The 16792-nt window shown below is 63.2% G+C and carries 17 protein-coding genes; 13 read left to right on the top strand and 4 right to left on the bottom strand.

Going from position 1 to position 16792, the window contains the following annotated elements:
• Positions 1 to 92 precede the first annotated feature (92 nt).
• Entirely contained in the window at positions 93 to 425 is a 333-nt protein-coding gene (locus tag V8683_RS20940; RefSeq protein ID WP_411192931.1) for a DUF2322 family protein, read from the top strand.
• A 113-nt stretch (positions 426 to 538) separates the two neighbouring features.
• On the opposite strand, the gene V8683_RS20935 is transcribed toward V8683_RS20940, so the two are convergent.
• A complete protein-coding gene (locus V8683_RS20935) occupies positions 539 to 1348 on the bottom strand; it encodes a helix-turn-helix transcriptional regulator (RefSeq protein WP_411192930.1) in 810 nt (269 codons plus the stop codon).
• Positions 1349 to 1682: 334 nt separating this feature from the next.
• Here V8683_RS20935 and V8683_RS20930 point away from each other — a divergent pair, with 334 nt between their 5' ends.
• Positions 1683 to 3035, top strand: a complete 1353-nt coding sequence (locus tag V8683_RS20930) for a GGDEF domain-containing protein (RefSeq protein WP_462880673.1) — start codon at positions 1683 to 1685, stop codon at positions 3033 to 3035.
• 140 nt (positions 3036 to 3175) lie between these two features.
• Here the strand turns inward: V8683_RS20930 and V8683_RS20925 are convergent, their stop codons facing one another.
• Positions 3176 to 4195 (bottom strand): D-cysteine desulfhydrase family protein, encoded by a 1020-nt coding sequence (locus V8683_RS20925; protein WP_411192927.1) that lies wholly within the window; start codon positions 4193 to 4195, stop codon positions 3176 to 3178.
• A gap of 245 nt (positions 4196 to 4440) precedes the next feature.
• On the opposite strand from V8683_RS20925, the gene V8683_RS20920 reads away from it, so the two are divergent.
• The 4 genes from V8683_RS20920 (at position 4441) to V8683_RS20905 (ending at position 8576) form a co-directional block, all read left to right on the top strand.
• Positions 4441 to 5631 (top strand): CaiB/BaiF CoA transferase family protein, encoded by a 1191-nt coding sequence (locus V8683_RS20920; RefSeq protein ID WP_411192926.1) that lies wholly within the window; start codon positions 4441 to 4443, stop codon positions 5629 to 5631.
• Between the two features lie 14 nt (positions 5632 to 5645).
• On the top strand, positions 5646 to 6626 hold the full coding sequence (locus tag V8683_RS20915; RefSeq protein WP_411192925.1) for a hydroxymethylglutaryl-CoA lyase: 981 nt from the start codon (positions 5646 to 5648) through the stop codon (positions 6624 to 6626).
• 1 nt (position 6627) lies between these two features.
• Entirely contained in the window at positions 6628 to 7014 is a 387-nt protein-coding gene (locus V8683_RS20910) for a VOC family protein (RefSeq protein ID WP_411192924.1), read from the top strand.
• A gap of 92 nt (positions 7015 to 7106) precedes the next feature.
• Complete coding sequence (locus V8683_RS20905) at positions 7107 to 8576, top strand: MFS transporter (RefSeq protein WP_411192923.1); 1470 nt, start codon at positions 7107 to 7109, stop codon at positions 8574 to 8576.
• 34 nt (positions 8577 to 8610) lie between these two features.
• Here the strand turns inward: V8683_RS20905 and V8683_RS20900 are convergent, their stop codons facing one another.
• The gene (locus V8683_RS20900; protein WP_411192922.1) at positions 8611 to 9525 is read right to left on the bottom strand and encodes a LysR family transcriptional regulator; all 915 of its coding nucleotides are present in this window, start codon (positions 9523 to 9525) and stop codon (positions 8611 to 8613) included.
• A gap of 188 nt (positions 9526 to 9713) precedes the next feature.
• On the opposite strand from V8683_RS20900, the gene V8683_RS20895 reads away from it, so the two are divergent.
• From V8683_RS20895 to V8683_RS20865, 7 genes are all read left to right on the top strand, one after another.
• Positions 9714 to 10100: a DUF2784 domain-containing protein gene (locus V8683_RS20895; protein ID WP_411192921.1), complete on the top strand. Its 387-nt coding sequence runs from the start codon at positions 9714 to 9716 to the stop codon at positions 10098 to 10100.
• Between the two features lie 110 nt (positions 10101 to 10210).
• Complete coding sequence (locus V8683_RS20890; RefSeq protein ID WP_411192920.1) at positions 10211 to 10720, top strand: MarR family winged helix-turn-helix transcriptional regulator; 510 nt, start codon at positions 10211 to 10213, stop codon at positions 10718 to 10720.
• A gap of 76 nt (positions 10721 to 10796) precedes the next feature.
• Positions 10797 to 12026: an MFS transporter gene (locus tag V8683_RS20885; RefSeq protein ID WP_411192919.1), complete on the top strand. Its 1230-nt coding sequence runs from the start codon at positions 10797 to 10799 to the stop codon at positions 12024 to 12026.
• A gap of 49 nt (positions 12027 to 12075) precedes the next feature.
• Positions 12076 to 12834 carry an SDR family NAD(P)-dependent oxidoreductase gene (locus V8683_RS20880; protein ID WP_411192918.1) on the top strand — a complete coding sequence of 253 codons (759 nt, stop codon included), beginning with the start codon at positions 12076 to 12078 and terminating at the stop codon, positions 12832 to 12834.
• Between the two features lie 295 nt (positions 12835 to 13129).
• Entirely contained in the window at positions 13130 to 14092 is a 963-nt protein-coding gene (locus tag V8683_RS20875; RefSeq protein ID WP_411192917.1) for a chemotaxis protein CheX, read from the top strand.
• 24 nt (positions 14093 to 14116) lie between these two features.
• On the top strand, positions 14117 to 14482 hold the full coding sequence (locus V8683_RS20870; RefSeq protein ID WP_411192916.1) for a response regulator: 366 nt from the start codon (positions 14117 to 14119) through the stop codon (positions 14480 to 14482).
• A gap of 35 nt (positions 14483 to 14517) precedes the next feature.
• Positions 14518 to 14925 carry a hypothetical protein gene (locus V8683_RS20865; protein ID WP_411192915.1) on the top strand — a complete coding sequence of 136 codons (408 nt, stop codon included), beginning with the start codon at positions 14518 to 14520 and terminating at the stop codon, positions 14923 to 14925.
• A 94-nt stretch (positions 14926 to 15019) separates the two neighbouring features.
• Here the strand turns inward: V8683_RS20865 and fabV are convergent, their stop codons facing one another.
• Entirely contained in the window at positions 15020 to 16216 is a 1197-nt protein-coding gene (gene fabV / locus V8683_RS20860; protein ID WP_411192914.1) for an enoyl-ACP reductase FabV, read from the bottom strand.
• Between the last annotated feature and the right edge of the window lie 576 nt (positions 16217 to 16792).

Genomic DNA, 16792 nt, shown 5'->3' with positions numbered 1-16792 from the left:
CTCCCGCAGCCCGCGTAGCGGGTACGTGATGAGCCGCGCTCCAGGTTAAGATGCGGGCCGCCAGTTTCATCCCCTTCAACGGAGTATTTCGAGTGATTCAGCCGAGCAACGTATTCAAGGACAACCTCGCCCAACTGCCCGCCATCGAAGGCGTCGAGCGCATCGACCTGGTCGACGGCCAGGGCGCCGTGACGGCAAGCATCGAAAACAAACCGGGCAGGCAGGGGTCGCTGGCGGTCTATCACTACCTGAAGCAGGCCTTCGGCACGCTCGATGCACGCGCCGCCGAGCATGGCCTTGCTGTATTCGCCGAACACACTGCCGATGCGCGCACTCGTCCAGGCGCGCATCCGAACGTCGACCGCCTGCTCGCCATCGCGGCCGGCGGCGAAGCCTTGCGTATCGACGTGATTCCGGCGGCCTGAGCGCGTCATCGCCTCTTCGCGCGATGCAAAGGTGCCCATGTGCCGTACGTCGAATTCGACACCGGTGATTTCGCTCGTCTCGACACGCCGGTCCCGATTTGGTGAAAAGCCCTCTAGACGCCGGCATGCCTGAGCTGCTGCACGAGCTCCGCATTGGTATGCACGCCGGCGCGCTCATGGATTGCCTGCAGATGATTACGCACGGTGGCCGGTGCGAGCGCAAGCGCCTTCGCGATTTCCTTGTGCGTGAGGCCTGCGACCACCAGTTTCGCGACTTCGAGCTCGCGCGGCGAGAGCGCGTCGACCGGTACGCGCACACGGGCGCGCACGAAAACGACATCGTGCACGACCTCGATGACGAAGAGCGCCGCGCGCCCCTGAAAGCGCGCTTTCCTGCCTCCGCCGATCACGCCGGCAAGCTGCGTGGGCAAATTACGGTACGCGTGGCTCGGCCACTCCACACGCAGCAGATCGCAAAAGCCCGGCTCGGCGAAGCGGAACTCCCCGGCCGTATCGCAGATGGCGAGCGACCATGCGACTTCGCCGCCGCGCGGCCTGATCCGCTCCATGTGGAAGGCCATGCTGGTTTGCAAAGCCTCCGTAAGATGCGGGAACACGACCTCCAGCATCCGGCGCTGCGCCTCCGCGAACGGTTTGTCCTCGCGAGCCCGGTACAGCGAGATCGCCTGATGCATGCCCGCTTCCCCGCACTGGCGGCCGATGATCAAAGCCTGAATATGCCCGTAACGGTGCACATAGTTGAGTAGTCCCGGACTGCGATTTTTCCCGAACAGGTCTGGCAGATCGAGATTCAGCGCCGTGATTTGTCTAAGCAGATTAAGTGCATGCTCCTGGAAGGCCTCGACCGGAACTTCGCGGGCCGCGGCATGCAACGACAACAGGAAACCATCTGGTTCGTGCACGGGTGCCTCCTTTCACGACTTCTGTCTGGCGCGCCCCCCGGCTGAACCCTGAAAGCCCCACTATCGATTCTTGTTCTTTTCTTGGTCTTTCTGCTTACTTTGATAGCACAAAACCGGATCGATCCCAAGTGCACGAACGAGTGCTGCTGTGGTCGTTCGCATGGAACATGAGAAAGCCCGATTGCGCAATCGCCAGATTTGCGTTCGCGACACCGGTTTAGACGGCGTTTAATTAAAAGCCCTTTTCTGCATGCTCCGGATGGAGCAATTGCATTATTGCCCGCCTCCCCAGAAGGATCGGATATTCCAGGAACCGGGATCTCCCCATGGCTGATTGCCAGAAAAGATTCGCCGTAGTTATCCGGATGCGTTGGGCGAACGAGAGATTTTCCCGGGACACACGTGCAATACGATATGCTTCCATCGCCGCCTGGATACGCAGATTCATGGTTTTCGTTTTGCTTTCATGCGTTTGATGGCGGCGTGTCTTTCCTCGTTCGTTCTCTCTTGCCGCCCGCTCAAACTCATGTTCAGCCCGCTCGCGCTATTCGGGATTTTGATCGTATCCTGCCTGATGAGCGTCGCCATTCTGGGCTCGCTGCACCGGACTGCGGTGCCGGGGGTAGACCGCTGGTGCGCTTCCTACGCACTGTTCGCGGTAACGTCGTCATTCGTGCTGCTCGCCGGCGAGCGGCCACGCCAGATTGCGATCGTCGTCACTTCCCTCGTTGCGCTGGTGGCCGTGCTGCTGCTCGTGCAGGGTACGCGCCAGTTCTTCGGCATGCGCCCTGCCCGGCATAAAGAGTCGGCGGCGTTCGGCGGCGTTTTTGCCGCACTGGTGTACTTTACGTGCGTCTCGCCGAACATCGATGCGAGAGTCGTCCTCCTGTCCATCGTCTTCGCCTACGGACGGATCGCCGTGGGTATCCTGGCGCTGCGTCACACGCCGCGTGACGGCGCGCGCTATGCCTTTCGATTCGTCACCGCCGCGGCCTGGCTTGGCGCCTTGATCCACATCGCGCGGGCCGTCGCGGTCGTCTTCGGCCTCGTGCCGCCCAGCACATTTCTGCAAGCGTCACCCTGGAACGTTTTGCTCGTGGGTCTGGGGATCGTTTCGCTGCCCTGCATGTCGATCGGCATGGTGATGTTGGTCCACGATCAAATCGTCAAGAGGATGGACAAGCTCGCGACGATCGACGAGCTGACCGGCGCACTCATGCGGCGCGCATTCATGGCGAAAGCGAACAGACTGCTTTCCGACGTGTTGGCAACCGGCAAGCCGCTGTCCATCGCCATTCTCGACATCGACAACTTCAAGTCGATCAACGACCGCTTTGGTCACGCAATTGGCGACCGGGCGCTTACGCACATCGCGTCGGTTGTGTTCGGTCAACTGCGATCCGACGATCTTTTTGGAAGGCTGGGTGGCGAAGAGTTCGCGATTGTGTTCGTGGATGCGCGCAAGAACAGCGCTGCGGAGTTGACGGATGCATTGCGGCTCGCTGTGGAACAGTCGCCTGTTGAGGGCGTGCGTTGTACGCTCAGCGCGGGGGTCGACCAGATCGCTCCGGACGATACGCTGGAGCGCGCCATGGCGCGGGCCGACGCCGCACTTTATACGGCGAAGGCAATGGGACGTAACCGCATTGTGACGGCGCCCGAGGTCGAGGTGCGGGACGTGGCATAGCAACGGCGGGCGCCAGTTCTACGAGTACACGGCAATAGGGCGGAGGCCCGGGCGCCTCGCCGGGCTCCCCCTGATCCTCGGCGTACGAGAAAAGAAAAACGTACTGCCTTCTTCGCGCTACCCGAAACGCCCAACCGATATCAGAATTCGCTCCGGTAAGCAAAAAGCCCGGGAAGACCACCGGTCATGACGAAAAGAATATTCTGCCCGGCAACGTAGTTTCCGCAGGTCGCATTTTGCAAGAGGCCGGCAAAGGCCTTTCCGCCATACACGGGATCGAGCAACAGCCCTTCCGTCGACGCCATCAGGCGAACGGTCTCTCGCATTCCTTCCGTTGGGATTCCATAGCCAGGCCCAAGCTGCGCTTCATCAATCGAAATCGCCGCGCTATCGACGCTCAGGCCCGTATTGATGAGCCGGACCGTCTGATTGGCTTTCTCGAGCGTGGTAGCCCGCGCCTGCCCGGCCTTCCCGTACACCGTGAATGCGGAAACGATCGACGGATCCCGTTCCAATGCGATAAATCCGGCAACGAGTCCGGCGTGCATCCCGCCACTGCCGTTGGGAACAACGATGCGATCGAAGGACAAACCGGCGGCATTCGATTGCGCCACGATTTCGGCGGCGCAATCCGCGTATCCGAGGCAGCCCACCGGACTGGAGCCGCCGAGCGGGCAGACATAGACGTTACGGCCTTTCGCGCGCAACTCGTTTGCGCGCTCCTCGGCGTATTGCAACGCGTTTGCCGAGCCCGGCAAATCATGCACGCGCGCACCCAGCAAGCCATCCAGCAGGATGTTTCCGTTGTCGATATAGTCGGCGTCGAAACGGGGCACCGCCCGGGTCAGAACGAGCTCGCAATGCAGGCCGACACGCGCCGCCGCTGCAGCCGTCAAGCGCGCGTGATTCGACTGCCGGGCGCCCACGGTAATGATCGTATCCGCACCGCCCGCCAGCGCTTCGCCGATCAGGAACTCGAGCTTGCGCAGCTTGTTACCGCCGCCCCCCAGGCCGTTCAGATCTTCTCGTTTGACGTAAATGTTGATGCCGCCAAGGTGAGCGCTCAGGCGAGGAAGATGCTGAATGGGCGTCGGTCCATCGAGGAGCACATGACGCGGGAACCTCGAAAGGTCGAGCTGGGATAGGGGTGCGGTGGTCATGGGATTGGGTGACTAGGGAGCCTCACAGGCATGATAGGTTATCGCAGCCCGCCATACGGACTTATCGATGAAACGATGCGGGGAATCCGGGCTGCCCCCCGAAGTTGCAGGAGGCAGCCCGCGCGTCGTCTCCCGCCAGCCCCGCCTTTCCGTTCGGGAAAGCCTGCTTGAACATCGATCGATTATCGAGCCCGCGAAAATCGCGCAACATGGTCTCCAACTGATCGAAGGAAGGAGACACGGCGATGATGCGGCCTTTGGAAGGTGTCCGGGTACTCGAAATGGGGCAGCTCATCGCGGGCCCTTTCGCGGGGAAAATGCTGGCGGAGTTCGGCGCCGAGGTGATCAAGATCGAGCCGCCGCAAACCGGCGACCCGTTGCGCAAATGGCGTCTGCTGCACGAAGGCACGTCGGTCTGGTGGGCTGTGCAGTCGCGCAACAAGCAATCCGTGACACTCGATCTGCGCACGCCCGAAGGTCAGGACGCCGCGCGCCGCCTGATCGCGCAAAGCGACGTGCTGATCGAAAACTTCCGGCCCGGCACGCTCGAAGCGTGGGGGCTCGGCTGGGACGAACTGCAAACGATCAATCCGCAGCTCGTCATGCTGCGCGTCTCCGGCTATGGCCAGTCCGGGCCCTATCGCGACCGCCCCGGCTTCGGCGTGGTGGCCGAAGCCATGGGTGGCTTGCGCCACCTCAGCGGCGAACCCGGCCGTCCACCCGTTCGCGTGGGCATCTCGCTCGGCGACTCGCTCTCCGCGCTGCACGGCGTGATCGGCATCCTGCTCGCCCTTCGGCACCGCGAGCAGCAAGGCGGCCGCGGCCAGGTGGTGGACGTCGCCCTGTACGAATCCGTCTTCAACATGATGGAAAGCCTGCTGCCCGAATATTCCGTGTTCGGCGCGGTCCGGCAGCCTGCGGGCAGCAGTCTGCCCGGCATCGCGCCCAGCAACGCCTACCGGTGCAGCGACGGCCGCTACGCGCTGATTGCCGGCAACGGCGACAGCATCTTCCGCCGGCTCATGGACCTGATTGGCCGCCCCGACCTGGGCAGCGATCCGGCGCTCGCGCAGAACGACGGGCGCGTGAAGGACGTCGAGCGCATCGACGCGGCCATTGGCGAATGGGCGGCCCGCCTCACGCTCGACGAGGTGCTCGCGGCGCTCAACGAAGCGAAGATTCCGGCCGGCCGTGTCTACGACGCCGCCGACATTGCCGCCGACCCGCACTACCGGGCCCGCGACATGATCGTCGAGGCTGCGCTGCCCGACGGCACGCCGGTGCAGGTACCCGGCATCGTGCCGAAGCTGAGCGAGACGCCCGGCACAATCGAACGCCCCGCGCCCGCGCTCGGCGAACACACCGATGACGTGCTCGGCGCGCTCGGTATCGATGCCGGCACGCGCGCCGCCTGGCGCTCGCGCGGCATCATCTAGCAAGGAGCGCCACCATGACGCCTGCACGAAAGAAGCTCTCTATCCACGAAGTCGCCACGCGCGACGGCTTCCAGAACGAAGCGCGCTTCGTCGATACGGATGCCAAGATCGCTCTCGTGAACCGCCTCGGACAGTGCGGCTTCGCGAAGATAGAAGTCACCTCGTTCACGTCGCCCAAAGCGATTCCCGCGCTGCGCGACGCCGAAGCGGTAATGCACGGGATCACGCGCGTACCCGGCGTGGTCTACACGGTGCTCGTGCCGAACGTGCGCGGCGCCGAGCGCGCATTGGCCTGCGGTATCGATGAAGTCAATCTCGTGATGTCGGTCAGCGAGAGTCACAACCGCACGAACCTGCGCATGAGCCGCGAGCAATCGTTCGCACAGCTTCGCGATGTCGTTGCAGCCGTGCGCGGGAGCGGGAGCGATGTGGCCATCAACGTGTCGCTCTCGACGGCCATGGGCTGCCCGATGGAAGGCGACGTGCCGGCCGCCGCCGTGCTGGACTGGATGAGCCGGTTCTCCGATCTGGGCGTGCGCGGCATCACGCTGTGCGACACGACCGGCATGGCCTTTCCCTCGCAGGTGGGCGATCTGTGCCGCCAGGCAATCGACGCGTTCCCTCACCTCGAACTCACGCTGCACTTCCACAACACGCGCGGCATGGCCCTGGCGAACACGCTCGCGGCGCTCGCAGCCGGCGTGGTCCGCTTCGATTCGTCGCTCGGCGGGCTCGGCGGCTGCCCTTATGCACCGGGCGCGACCGGCAACGTCTGCACGGAAGAACTCGTGCACATGCTGGAACTCGACGGCTACGACACCGGCGTCAATCTCGCAGCAACGCTCGATGCCGCTGCCCTGCTGCCCGATCTTGTCGGCCACGACGTGCCCAGTCAGATCCTGAAAGCCGGCCGCCGCCTCGACCTTCACCTGGCGCCGCCGGCACTGGCCGACGGCGTTCCCGAACAGCGCGCGTTCGCGCAACAAGGAGCATGACATGGCCCTGATCGATCACCTCGATCATCTCGTCCTCACCTGCGTGGCCCCCGAAGCCACGAAGGACTTCTATACCCGCGTGCTGCAGATGGAGCTGGAGACGTTCGGCGCGGGCCGCATCGCCTTCCGCTTCGGCAACCAGAAGATCAATCTGCACGTGCGCGGCGCCGAATTCGAGCCCAAGGCTCACCTGCCCGCTCCGGGCGCGTTGGACCTCTGCTTCATCGCGACGGTCCCGCTCGACGAAGTCATCGCTCATCTGAAGCACGCGAACTGGCCGATTGTGGAAGGGCCGGTGCCACGCACCGGCGCCACGCACAAGATCCGCTCGGTTTATGTGCGAGACCCCGACCTGAACCTGATCGAGATTGCCGAGCTGCTGAACTAGCCGTTGCACGATGACGGCATGGCAACGGCCCTCGCCACGGGGCGTAGATCCCGGGAAGCCACACGCCGCACCCCGAACATCAAGGAGACATCATGGGCATCAACCCGCTCGACCGGCGCGGCGTAGCGACCGCGGGCACCCCTTTGCCGCTGTTCGGCGCCGACGCAGGGCAGCGCGTCGCTCGCGAGACAACACAAGAGCGGACTCAGGAAGCCACGCTCGGCAGCCTGATAGACGACATGCCGGTGGGCACGCTGCACCGGTTCGTCGTATGGGTGGTCGGCATCGGGCTCTTCTTCGACATGTACGAGATCTTTCTCGTCAGCTCGATCGGCTCCGCGCTGCAACACGACTTCGGCATCGCCCGGCAGAGCGCCGATTTCAAGCTGCTGCTCGCCTCGGCCTTCATCGGCATGTTTTTCGGCTCGCTCTGCCTCGGCAGCCTCGCCGACCGCATCGGCAGGCGCAAGGCGTTCGTGTTCTGCCTCGTGTGGTACAGCGCGTTTTCGCTGCTCGGCGCCTTGTCGGTCAATGCGGATATGCTGGTGCTCTGCCGCTTTCTGACCGGTATCGGCGTTGGGGCCATCTATCCTGTTTCGGATAGCTATCTTTCGGAGATTCTGCCTAAGGAGCGCCGCGGCCGCCTCGCCGCCTGGGCCTATACCGTCTCCTACGTCGCGGTGCCCCTCGTCGGCTTCCTCGCCGTATGGCTCAATACCCTGCAGATCGGCTCGGTGGCGGGATGGCGCCTGATTCTCGCCGTTGGCGGAGTGGGCGGGATATTCGTGCTGTTCGTCCAGCATCGTCTGCCCGAAAGCCCCCGCTGGCTGCTGGCGCGCGGCCGCTTCGACGAAGCGCAAAACCAGTTGCGCCGCTTTGCCGACAGCGCGGGCGCGAAACTGCCCGCCGTGATCGCCAGCGAACCCGCCACGCCGCACGCGATGGGCCTCGCCGAACATATCGCCGTGCTGCGCCAGGCGCCCTACGACAAGCGATTCCTGATGCTGGTGGTCTTCCATCTGTTCCAGTGCTTCGGCTACTACGGATTCGGCACGCTCGCGAGCCTCGTGGTCAAGAGCCGGGGCTTCGACGTCACCGCAAGCACCCTGTTCATGGCCCTCTCCTTCCTCGGCTACCCGGCCGGCTCCCTGCTCTCGATCCCGCTCCTCAACTGGCTCGAACGCCGCACGCTCGTGATCACATCGATCCTTTCGATCGCGGTCTTCGGCTTCGGCTTCGCGTATTCGGAGGACACGATCCTCATCGTCGTCTTCGGTGTGCTAACGACTTGTGCCTCGAACGTTTTCAGCAATGCCTACCACGTCTACCAAGCCGAGATTTTTCCGGCGCGCGTGCGTTCCACCGCCATCGGCAGCACCTATGCCCTGTCCCGCATCATGAGCGGCGCGCTGCCTTTCCTGCTGCTGCCGGTGTTGAACGGGTACGGCGCCGGGGCGATGTTCGGCGTCATCTCCACCGCGCTCGTGATCGTGGCCGTAACCGTGCGCGTGCTCGGCCCATTGACGACGCGACGCAGCCAGGACGAAATCAATCCTGTGTGAACCTGCTGTCGCCACGGTCGCCGCCACTCGCGAATCAAGAGGACTCCGGCTGCGCGCCGCCGGAGAGGAAATCGAACAGCCTAGCGACCTCCGGCGCGGACAACGACGAATCGTTCGCGCTGATCCAGAGCGTCCGGCTCGCCCAGGCATCGGTAAGCCGCACCATGCCGAGCCGGCTGACGAGGAGTTCGGGCCGCACCGCCTCGCGCGGCAGGATACCGATTCCAAGTCCCGACTCGATCATGCGGCAAATGCCGTCGAAGCTCGACACCTGAATCCTGAGCTTGAGCGGCCGGCCCGCTTCGAATGCCGCGTCGGTCAGCCGGGCGAACAACGAGCTGCCGGTGTTGAGCCCAACGTAGTCCTCGTCGAGCGTCTGCGCAAAATCGACATGCGCCTCGCGGGCCAGCGGATGCGACTGCGGCACGAGCAGGACCAGTTCGTCGCGCCGGTACAGCCGCCGCGCCATGCCGTAAGCGGGTACGTTGTCCGCGAAGATGCCAAGATCCGCCTTGCCCGACTTCACCGCTTCGACGATGTCGCCGCTCAGGCGTTCCTCCAGGCTGATCCTGATCGACCGGTTCGCGCCGAGAAAGCCCGCGAGATCGCCCGGCAGGAATTGCACGACGGCCGAGGTATTGGCCCAGAGCCTCACGTGCCCGCGCACGCCGATCGCATAGTCGCTCATTTCGCTGGCCATGCTGTTCACCTGGTCGAGCACACGGCTTGCATGCTCGACGAGACCACGCCCCGCGGCCGTCAGTTCGATGCCGCGCGGCCGGCGGATCAGCAGTGCGCAGTCCGTCACGCTTTCGAGTTCGGCAATGCGCTTGCTCACGGCCGATAGCGTCAGATGGCCACGCTCGGCCGCTTTCGTGAGACTGCCTTGCTCGGCCACCATCAGAAACACCCGGAGCGACTGCAGATCGAAATGCGTGGGATTGACCATTGCGGGAATTCCAGTGGGCACGATGCGCCAAGGCGAACCCGGCAAAGTCTACACCGGCCTCGTCGCGGACCTTGGCATGCCGATGATCTGCCCACAAAATGCTGACGCGCTCACAGAACAGATCGGCACGAATGCGGCTGCGGGCGGTCGAATTCCGGTAACCGCCCACCTGCCGACGCGACTATTTCATGAACGGGCTTGCGAATCTGGTCCTGGTGCTGCACGCGTTGCTCGTGCTCTTCATCGTTGGCGGCCTCGCCGCGATCTGGGCCGGCGCCGCCGTCAGGCAGCGGTGGGCGCGCAACCGTGTGTTCCGCACCACGCACCTCGTCGCGATCGGCATCGTCGCAACGCTTGCGGTGCTCGATGTGCCGTGCCCGCTCACCGTGCTCGAAGATTACCTGCGCAATGGGACCGCCGGAACGATCGGAGCAGCCGGCCAGCCTGGCTTCATACAGCACTGGGTCAGCGTCTGGATGTACTACGATTTTCCGGGCTGGGTGTTTACGCTTGCCTACGTCGCGTTCCTGCTTGCCGTCGTGCTGACCTGGCGCCTGATCCCGCCTGAGCGGTGAGCTAAAGCCTCGAACCGGAAAGCACCCACATAGTAGAACTCCCAACTGTTGGATCTCCAATCATTTGCTTTAATGCAGTCGTTCACCCTTTTCATCCGGGTCGATCCTCCATGAGCCAGAACAAGTCGAATGCCGCCCGCCAGCCGAAACTGCTGGAAGATCAGCCCGAACCGCGCTACTCGCCGCCGGAGATTGCGTTTGGCGAGCTCGAACAAACGATTGGTTTCCATTTGCGCCTGGCCCAGCAGGCTTCGTTTCAGGCATTCGCGCGCCGTGTGGGCGCGAGCGATCTGCGCCCCGGTTTCTACGCCACGCTGGAGCTGATTCACGAGAATCCCGGTATTTCCCAGACCGCGCTGAGTCAGGCCAACGGACGCGACAAGTCCACGCTGACGCCCGTGCTCGACGCGCTCGAAAAACGCGGACTGGTGATACGCGAGCGTCTTGCCACGGACCGCCGCAGCTACGCCCTGCGGCTGACGACGGAAGGCGTGAAAGCCTTGAAAACGCTGCGGATGCACGCACGCGAGCACGACAAGATGCTGGACGAATTGATCGGGCCCGCCTCCAAAGAGGCGTTTCTGCATTCGCTGCGCAAGATCATCGCGCACCTCGCGTGAGGCTACCGGTCGAGGCCGCGCCGCCAACCGACGGCGGCACCATCAAGCGGTCCTTCATTAAACGGAGGGGTACATCATGGAAAGGTCGGACGGACGTTCGAAACTCGTGCTGCTTTTGCTGTTCCTGACGTGGGGAACGGTCTTTCTGGACCGCATGTCGCAGCTCTACCTGGCGCCCTACATGATCGGCGACCTCCACCTCGATAGTGCGAAGGTGGGCAATCTGGCCGCGATCACCGGCATCTGCTGGGCAATCTCCACCTTGCTGCTCGGCGCGCTCTCCGATCGCATAGGACGCCGTAAGGTTTTGCTGCCCTCGATCTTCGCGTTCTCGCTGCTCTCCTGGCTATCCGGTATCGTCCAGAGCTACGAGCAGATGCTGCTGGTGCGCGGGTTGCTGGGCATTGCCGAAGGGCCGTGCTTCTCGGTCATCATGGCGCTCACGGAAGAAACGGCCGAACCGCAGCACCGGGGCCGCAATGTCGGGATCGTGGTCAGTGCCGCGTCGCTGATCGGTCTCGCCGTCGCCCCCGTGCTGACCACCCAGGTCGCCGCGCACGAAGGCTGGCGAACGGCGTTCTTCGTCGCCGGTGTGCCGGGCATCCTTCTCGGCCTCCTGATCTGGAAGTTCGTTCCGGAGCCCGCGCGCAAAGCCAGGGTCGAGAAGGAGCACCTCACGCCCGGCGACTATCTGTCGATCCTCACCTACCGCAACATGTGGCTCTGTTGCCTTGGCGCCATCGGCGTCATCTGCTGGCTCTTCGAGGTCAACGTCTTTGCGCCGCTTTACATCACGCAGGTGGCGGGCCAGAGCGGAACCACGGCGGGATTCCTGCTTGGCGCCGCCGGCTTTGGCGCATTCCTCCTCGGGATTATTTTTCCGACGCTCTCGGACCGCATCGGACGCAAGGCCGCACTCCTCATCATGTCGGTGCTGATCGCCCTGCTCGTCCTGGCCATGCTCACGCAGTCGCTGTACGCCAATCTGTGGCTGCTGGCCGGGATCTTCTTCCTGACGAACGCGCAGCAAGGCATCGTCGCGCTGCTGATGGTGCTGGTGCCCACGGAGACCGTTCCCGCGCGGCTAGGTGCAACGGCGATCGGCATGGCGACGATGGCGGCCGAGATTGTCGGCGCGACGGCGGCGCCCGCCGTCGGCGGCGCGCTGGCCCAGCAATTCGGGCTCTCGGTGCCGCTTTACATGGCGCTGGGCGGCGCGGCCGTCGTCTTCCTCGTCGGGTTGCTAATGAAGGAAACCGCGCGCCACACGAGCGGTGCGCACGAGGCGGGTTCGTCGATGGCCTGAGGTTCGAGCCATCCCTTCCCGCCTTCACGGAAACAGGAATCCGAGGACGATGAGCTTACTGAACGGCAAAACCTGCCTGATCACGGGCGGCGCGGGCAGCATTGGAACCGCAACGGCACGCCGCTTTCTCGATGAGGGCGCACGCGTGATGCTGGTCGATCTGGATTCCTCACAGATCGATGCGACGCTTGCCGCACTGGCGCACCCGGACGCCGCGGGTTGCGCCGCAGACGTCGGCGACGCCAGCGACACCCGGCGTTTCGTAGCAACAACGCTCGCGCGCTTCGGCAAGATCGACGTGGTGTTCGCCAACGCCGGCGTGTTCGGCCAGGTCGCGCCGTTGACGGACTATCCCGAGGACGTCTTCGACCGGGTGCTGCGCGTGGCCGTTCGCGGCAGCTTCCTCACCTGCAAATACGCGATTCCCCAGATGAACGATGGCGGCTCGATCATCATGATGTCGAGCGTCATGGGCTTGACGGCGGATCCGGGCGTCGCAGCTTATGCCACGTCGAAGCATGCCGTGGTCGGTCTCATGCGCGTCCTCGCGAAAGAACTCGCTCCGCGCAGGATACGCGTCAATACGATCCACCCCGGGCCGGTGGCAAACGAATTTCAGGGCGCCATCGAACGCTCGCTCGATCACGTGCTGAACACCGACGCCACCGCGTTTCTCAACGGGGTCATCCCGCTGCGCCGCCATGCCGATCCGGTGGAAATCGCCAATGGAGTGACGTATCTCGCATCGTCGCTGAGCAGTTTCGTCACGGGCGCGACGCTGCCCGTGGATGGCGGCATGAGCATCTGAGCGCCATGGTTAACGGCATTCCCACGATTTAATTTAGATCGCCCGACGCAATAACGCATTTCACCGCGCACGCCGGATTTATGCTTATTGAGTCACCCTGCCGTCATACTCGCCTGGAATAATTGCGGCGCTCGACTCGATCGGGACGCCCCTTTTGGCGTGCCTGGATTGCCGTGTTGGCACTGCGCTTCCCCAATCGCCAGCCCACTTCCCTGTTGAGCAATTAATTAGGGTTACATAACGTATCCTCCGATAGTTGCGGGGATACGCCGCCGCCCCAACCAGGTACGTTCACATGACAGACGCGAAAGTCCCGATCAGCAAATTGCTGGTTCTCGACGACAACCCCGATCACGCTCCCGCGCTCAAGCAGTTCTGCGACGAACGCTGTCTCGTCGCGCTCAAAGCGCGTCACGACCGTCTCATGTCCGTGCTGCGCTCGAACATCGATCTGGGCGGGGTGCTGCTGGGGGACGACTACGGCGGCTCCATCGAGGAAGCGACCAGCGCGGCCCTGCGCATCGAGGCGCTGCGTCCCGAGCTGCCGATCATCCTGCGTCTTTCGTCGGGAACGTCGCCCGACGCCTTGCCCGCGACGCTGCGCAAAGCCGTCTGCGCTACCTTCACGACGCGCGAGATGGCCGCACTCTCGGCGGCAGTCGACGAGTACATCTTCAGCCTCGAGTTTCCCAATGCCCTCGTGCGGGGCATCTCCGAAATCACCGAAGTGCGCCTCGCAAGCCTCTTTCGGGGCGTTTCCGTAACGTGGGACACGCCGAGCATCGTTCGCGACCGCATCATCTTCGGCGAAGTGTTCAGCCTGATTCCGCTGGACGGCGCGTGGTGCCGCGGCTACATGCTCATGCAGGTGGAAGAGGACCCCATGCTTGCCCTTCTCGCGAAGGAAGGTCCGGGTGACGCGCCTGGCGACTTTCGCGACATCAATGGCCTGCTGGGCGAGCTGACCAATCTGATCTGGGGCGCGTTCAAGGACCGCTTCCTGAACCAGGAAGCCATGACATCGCGCAGCCAGGTTCAGGTGCCGCTGCTGGTCAATCACAAGAACCGCTACATTTCGTTCGGTTCGAGCAACCCGCAACTGTGCTTTCGCTATCGGCTCACGGACCCATCGACGGGAAGCTCGGTCACGATCGATCAGCGCTTCGTCTTCAGCCTGAGCTGGTCCCCCGAGGACTTTTCCGAAAACATCGTCGATGTCGATAGGCTCGTGGAAACGGGCGAACTCGACCTGTTCTGAACCTTGCACGCGAAGGAGGCGAGCATGGCAAAAATACTGGTGGTGGATGATTCGAGCACGGTGCGCGACGAGGTCGCGGGCTTTCTGAAGAACAACGGGCTCGATGTTGCAACGGCGATCGACGGCAAGGACGGACTCGTCAAGCTGAAAGCGGACCCCGGCATCCGCCTGATCGTCAGCGACGTCAACATGCCCAACATGGACGGCCTGACCATGGTGGAAAAGATTCGCGGCGAGCTGGCGAACACGACCGTCAATGTCGTCATGCTCACGACCGAAAGCAGTCCGGCGATGAAGGAGCGCGGCAAGGCGGCGGGCGTGAAAGGCTGGATCGTCAAGCCGTTCAAGGGCGAAGCGGTGCTCGAGACATTCCGGAAGCTGGCCGTCTGAGCTGAACCGTGACACGCCTGTCCAGGATCGAAACGATGCCGTCCGCCGCCGACCGTCTTCTTCGCGTCGCGCAGTTCGCCTGCTCGATTCAATCCGGTTTCGCGGCGCATAGCTTTTCCCGTCGCGAACGTGCGGCCGAATTTCTCGCGTCCCTGGCCGACCGGCTCGACGCGGTCGCCGTGAAACTGGAAGCAGGCGAAGCGCCTGTTTCCGAATGCGCCCGGCTCGGCACGGTCCTCGACCAGGTCCCGGCGTTCATACGGACCTTCGACAAGAGCGTGCCCGCACAACATCTTGCCGATACCATCGAAGTCGACCACGACGTATTGGCAGGTAGCGAAGCGACACGGCTCAAGGGAGAACTTCGGTGCGAGCTTCGGAAACTGAGGCAAGCCTCGGACACCTTCCGGACGGTGTGCGCTACCGTGCTGGGTGAGCTCTGAGCGGGTCATGACGCGTGCGCCGGTCGCGCTGGGTCGCGCCAGGCTGAGTTGCATCGAGCGGGCGCAGCCTGAACAACGGCTGCGCTGCCGGACACTACAACTGAACGAGATTCGGTATCGCTACGTCGGGATTCACATCGGCCTCGTAATCCACGCCGTTGATGCCGAATCCGAACAAGCGCAGAAATTCCGTCTTGTAGCCCGCAAAATCGGTGAGCTGATAGAGGTTTTCGCTGCTGACCCGATCCCATAGCCGACCCACGCGGGCCTGCACTTCGGGATCGAGTTCCTTGTAGTCGGCGCGCAAACGCCCTTCCTCGTCCACGTGCGGCGCGCCGCCGTACAGGCTGTCCTTGAAGAGCCCGTAGACCTGCTCGATGCAGCCTTCGTGCGTCCCCTTCTCCTTCATGACCTGAAATAGCAGCGAGAGATAGAGCGGCATCATCGGGATCGCCGAACTGGCCTGCGTGACAACCGCCTTCAATACGGAAACGCGGGCGTCGCCATCAAGGACTGCCAACCTTTCCCGAATCTTCAGAACCGTCCGGTCGAGGTCTTTCTTCGCGGCGCCAATCGAGCCATTCCAGTAGATATCCTGCGTAACCCGATCGCCCAGATAGGTAAAGGCGGTGGTCTTCGCGCCCTTGGCCAGAACGCCCGCGTCGTGCAGGGCGTCGATCCACATCTGCCAGTCTTCGCCACCCATTACGGCAACCGTCGCGTCGATCTCGCCCTGCGTCGCCGGTTCGAACGTGCTCTCCCTGACGACTTCCTTGTCCGTGTCGACGCCGCGCAACGTGACGGACTTGCCGATGGGCTTTAGCGTCGACGTGAAAATCTCCCCCGTTACGGGATGCTTGCGCCGCGGAGCGGCTACGCTGTACACGACCAGATCGACCTGGCCGAGATCGCGCTTGATGATGTCGATGGTTTGCTGCTTGACCTCGGCAGAGAAGGCATCGCCGTCGAGGCTCCGTGCGTAGAGACCTTTGGCTGCCGCAGCCTGTTCGAAGGCAGCGGTGTTATACCAGCCCGCCGTGCCCGGCTTGTCGGCGCTGCCGCCGCGCTCGAAGAACACGCCTAGCGTATCGGCACCGCAGCCGAACGCGGCCGTAATGCGGGCCGCAAGGCCGTAGCCGGTCGATGCCCCGATCACGAGCACCTTGCGGGGGCCTTCGGCAACAGGACCCGCTGCGACGACGTGCTCGATCTGTTCGCGCACGTTGGCCTCGCATCCCGCAGGATGCGTCGTCACGCAAATGAAGCCGCGCACGCGTGGTTTGATAATCATGGAGTCTCCCAGATAAGTCAGCACATGCGCGCATTGTAAAGGACGCAACGCCGGTCACCTTCCGGGCGCCAGACCACGAAGGCCCTTCGCCCTATTGAGAGAGCGCTGATCAGCGTCGCTGTCGATTTTCACGTTTTCGATTGGCCAGTATCGATTGTTCTCGAATAGTGGAAATAAGCCGAAATGAGGTTATCGGCTTTATCGCTTGAATCGCACGAGAATCGCATGGTCGAGACTGGAAAATCATTTTTCGATTATCTGTTAGCCTGGAGACAGAGCGCGGAGAGCCAGCCTGCGCGTGACGGCAGGCCGAAAACGCCAGCTTACAAATTTATTGCTTCGACCGGCGTTTTGGCCCCGTCTGCGCCGTCCGGAATCCCGCAAACGTTAGCGCGAGGGCCGTCGGGCGGAACGCCCCCAACATCGTTCCACTTCCATCGCTCCTGTAACGAAACTGACATAAATAGCCTTTAGCGTGCTTGTTTTCCTCATGGACAGGAGCGGATCGCCATGCATCCCGCGCTTGCGCAATTTCGTCGTCCGGGATTTTCCGCTGGCCCGCGAAGCGCCGGTGAT

The sequence above is a fragment of the Paraburkholderia sp. AV2 genome, assembly GCF_054968425.1.
Note: the sequence above shows the minus strand (reverse complement) of the source record. Positions and strands in the feature narration are given on the sequence as shown.